The sequence below is a fragment of the Microcystis sp. M53598_WE2 genome, assembly GCF_030067735.1.
GTDB classification, from domain to species: domain Bacteria; phylum Cyanobacteriota; class Cyanobacteriia; order Cyanobacteriales; family Microcystaceae; genus Microcystis; species Microcystis aeruginosa.
Map to the genome: position 1 here is coordinate 1 of NZ_JASJFE010001065.1, position 3,358 is coordinate 3,358.

The window sequence follows — 3,358 nt, forward strand, 5'->3', positions numbered from 1 at the left end:
AGCTCTATACAGCTTAAATAAGATGGTAGTTTTGGTGTCTTTGAATGTTTAAACTCAATTACCTCTTGATTTCTTTTGATCAAAACCTCTTGATCTTTTAAAAGAGTTTCACTAATTATACTAACCCTATTTTCGCCGTCATTACCATTGACTTCATCTTCTTCAATCTTGATGAGAGAACGAGCTTTTCTAACCTCAAATTCACCCAACCAATGATAACGAACATGATCATTGGTTAAAAGTTCTACATCCCATTTTACTCCATTTATAGACTCACCGTTAGCGATTCTTTTTAAATTACTAATAGCCTTTAAAATCGAGGTTTTTCCTGCACCTGAGATACCAACTAATAAATTCAAATCTGGAAAAAATTTGCAAGAATCTATACTTAATCCAGAGGATAAATCTTGATAGGATAATCTCAAAAGTTTCATAATAATTCCCCACTGCTAAAACTAAAAAGGGTGAGTTAATTCTCACCCCAAGATTTTACTGAGGATCGAGTTTTAGGACTGCCATAAATGCCTCCTGCGGGACATCAACAGTTCCGATCGCTTTCATCCGTTTTTTCCCTTTTGCTTGTTTGTCTAAAAGCTTTTTCTTGCGGCTAATATCACCACCATAACACTTAGCTAAGACATCCTTTCTTAAAGCGGGAATATGTTCACTAGCGATAATTTTAGAACCAATAGCTGCTTGAATGGGAACCTTAAATTGATGCCGGGGAATCAATTCTTTTAACTTTTCGGTTAAAGCGCGACCAACATAATAAGCTTTATCCCGGTGAACGATCATCGCTAAAGCATCAACGGGATCACCATTGACCATAATATCTAATTTAACTAGCTCATTTTCCCGATAGCCAATTAATTGATATTCCATACTAGCGTAACCGCGCGATCGAGACTTTAATTGATCAAAAAAGTCCGTCACCACTTCTGCTAAAGGTAACTCATAAATCAAAGCGGTGCGAGTTTTAGTAAAATAACGCATATCCTTGAAAACTCCCCGACGACTTTGACATAATTCCATCAAAGCACCTACATAGGTTTCGGGAGTAATCATTTCCACTTGGATATAAGGTTCCTCAATTTTTTCCCGTTTTTGTGGGGAAGGTAACAAACTGGGATTATCCACTTCGACAATTTCCCCATCGGTAGTAGTGACCTGATAAACTACCGAGGGAGCAGTGGTAATTAAATCTAAGTTATATTCCCTTTCTAGTCTTTCCTGCACGATTTCCATGTGTAGCAGTCCCAAGAAACCGCAACGGAAACCAAAACCCATGGCACTAGAAGTTTCCGGTTCGTAGGATAGAGCTGCATCGTTTAATTTTAACTTTTCCAGCGCATCTTTGAGATCGGCGTACTGATCAGCATCGGTGGGGAATAATCCGCAGAAAACCATCGGTTTTGCTTCCGTATAACCGGGTAAAGGCTCTTGTGCTGGTTTAGCGGTTAGAGTAATCGTATCACCCACCCGGGCATCAGCAACAGTTTTAATTGCGGCTGCCAGATAACCCACTTCTCCCGCGTGAAGTTCATTTACCTGTACCTGTTGCGGTGATAAAATTCCCAATTCATCAATAACAAATTCTTTACCGGAAGCCATAAAACGAATTTTATCGCCCTTTTTCACCCGACCATCCATGACGCGGAAATAGACAATTACCCCTCGATAAGCGTCGTAATAACTATCAAAAATTAAAGCTCGGAATGGTTCTTCGAGGGTATCTTGGGGAGGGGGAACTAATTGGACGATCGACTCTAGAATATCATTAATACCGATCCCAGCCTTAGCCGAGGCCCGAATCGCCTCACTACAGTCTAAACCCACCACTTCCTCGATTTCCGCTGCGACTCGTTCCGGTTCGGCACTGGGTAGGTCGATTTTATTTAAAACTGGGATAATTTCGAGGTTATTTTCCAGCGCTAGGTAAACATTGGCTAAAGTTTGCGCCTCTACTCCTTGGGACGCATCCACAACTAATAAAGCTCCCTCGCACGCCGCTAGAGACCGAGAAACCTCGTAGGAAAAATCCACATGGCCGGGGGTGTCAATCAGATTGAGAACGTATTTTTGACCATCCTTAGCGGTATAATCCATGCGTGCCGCTTGTAACTTGATGGTGATACCTCGTTCCCGTTCCAAGTCCATATTATCGAGAAATTGTTCTTTCATCTCCCGTTGGGCTACGGTTCCCGTAATTTGCAGGAGGCGATCAGCGAGAGTTGATTTACCATGATCGATATGAGCGATGATGGAAAAATTGCGAATGCGAGAAACGGGAACGTCAGTCATCGTGGTTCACTGTTGGCAAAAGTCAGGGGTTTATAAAATTTTAGATTCCTTAATTCATTGTAGAGGTAAAGTCTCTAAGGCTGGAGCAAAAGTGAAAAGTAAAAGGTAAAAAAAGCTAAACTGCAAGTATAGTCAGGGTTTTGACCTTAGCTTTCCCTCTCGGCATCCACAGAAAACTATGGTCAGTTTGAGTATGGGGACAAAATCAGGCAAAGGGCAATGGCTAAGGAAAGGCTCTATGATTTGTCCAAATCGGATTACTATAGATAAACTCTTGGATGAGAATCCTCGACTGACGGGTAGAATGATAGATAGCAATCATTAATAGAGCTTATGAACGACAATGCTACACCGACTCAGCGCACGGCGGAGAAAGTTGAAATCGCTATTCACCTTGACTCGGAAGTTTTAGAACAGATTAAACACCTGACTAACGATCCTAGTCGCATTATCGAAACAGCGATTAAACAGTGGCTAAGAGGAGAGAAACAACCGGATGAGGACTTAACCCGCCATCTTCGACGCAATCCTCCCGTACCACCCAAAGGGGAATGGAATGACTAAGATTTTTCAGTCTCTAATAGGTTATTTCCCGACGGAGAGACTGAAATATTTTCTTAGGTCAACCATTGATGGTAATTGAGATTTTTTCCCCAACTAAGCTGGTCATACTAAATTCGTTGAGTATAGGCTAGATATCAGGACAGGCAAAAGGGGGAATAGATAATCAGTCTTTAATAACTGGATTTAGGATCATTTTGCTTGGGTACTGACAGGAGGAACAAAACTGATGCAGATAGAAATTCAAGGAGCCGATGCTATCAAAGTTGCTCAGGATATCCTAGAGATGGAAGGGGTGCAAGGCAGCTACGAAGTTATCTCCGAAGTGGAGAGAGAGGGAACCCTTGCCACCATCGCCACCATCATCGGCATTATTAGCGGAACAATCGCCATCGCTGAGAAATTGTACCAATTAAAGCGAAAAATTGACTCTCCTGAAACCCCGAAGATCGAACGGGTGTTGATTGTCAGCAAAAACGGCGATCGCCTGCTGCTC

The 3,358-nt window shown here is 42.0% G+C and carries 3 protein-coding genes and 1 pseudogene; 2 read left to right on the forward strand and 2 right to left on the reverse strand.

Features of this window, described 5'->3' with window-relative positions:
- Together PX636_RS21725 and lepA are read right to left on the reverse strand one after the other, a co-directional pair.
- Positions 1-434 (reverse strand): annotated as a pseudogene (locus PX636_RS21725) (AAA family ATPase); the annotation flags it as partial.
- A gap of 55 nt (positions 435-489) precedes the next feature.
- Positions 490-2,301: a translation elongation factor 4 gene (gene lepA / locus PX636_RS21730; RefSeq protein WP_002762209.1), complete on the reverse strand. Its 1,812-nt coding sequence runs from the start codon at positions 2,299-2,301 to the stop codon at positions 490-492.
- 333 nt (positions 2,302-2,634) lie between these two features.
- Between lepA and PX636_RS21735 the strand changes: the two genes are divergently transcribed.
- Both PX636_RS21735 and PX636_RS21740 read left to right on the forward strand, forming a co-directional pair.
- The gene (locus PX636_RS21735; RefSeq protein WP_002762207.1) at positions 2,635-2,865 is read left to right on the forward strand and encodes a type II toxin-antitoxin system CcdA family antitoxin; all 231 of its coding nucleotides are present in this window, start codon (positions 2,635-2,637) and stop codon (positions 2,863-2,865) included.
- 226 nt (positions 2,866-3,091) lie between these two features.
- A partial coding sequence (locus tag PX636_RS21740; protein ID WP_288118844.1) for a hypothetical protein occupies positions 3,092-3,358 on the forward strand: 267 nt, incomplete at its 3' end.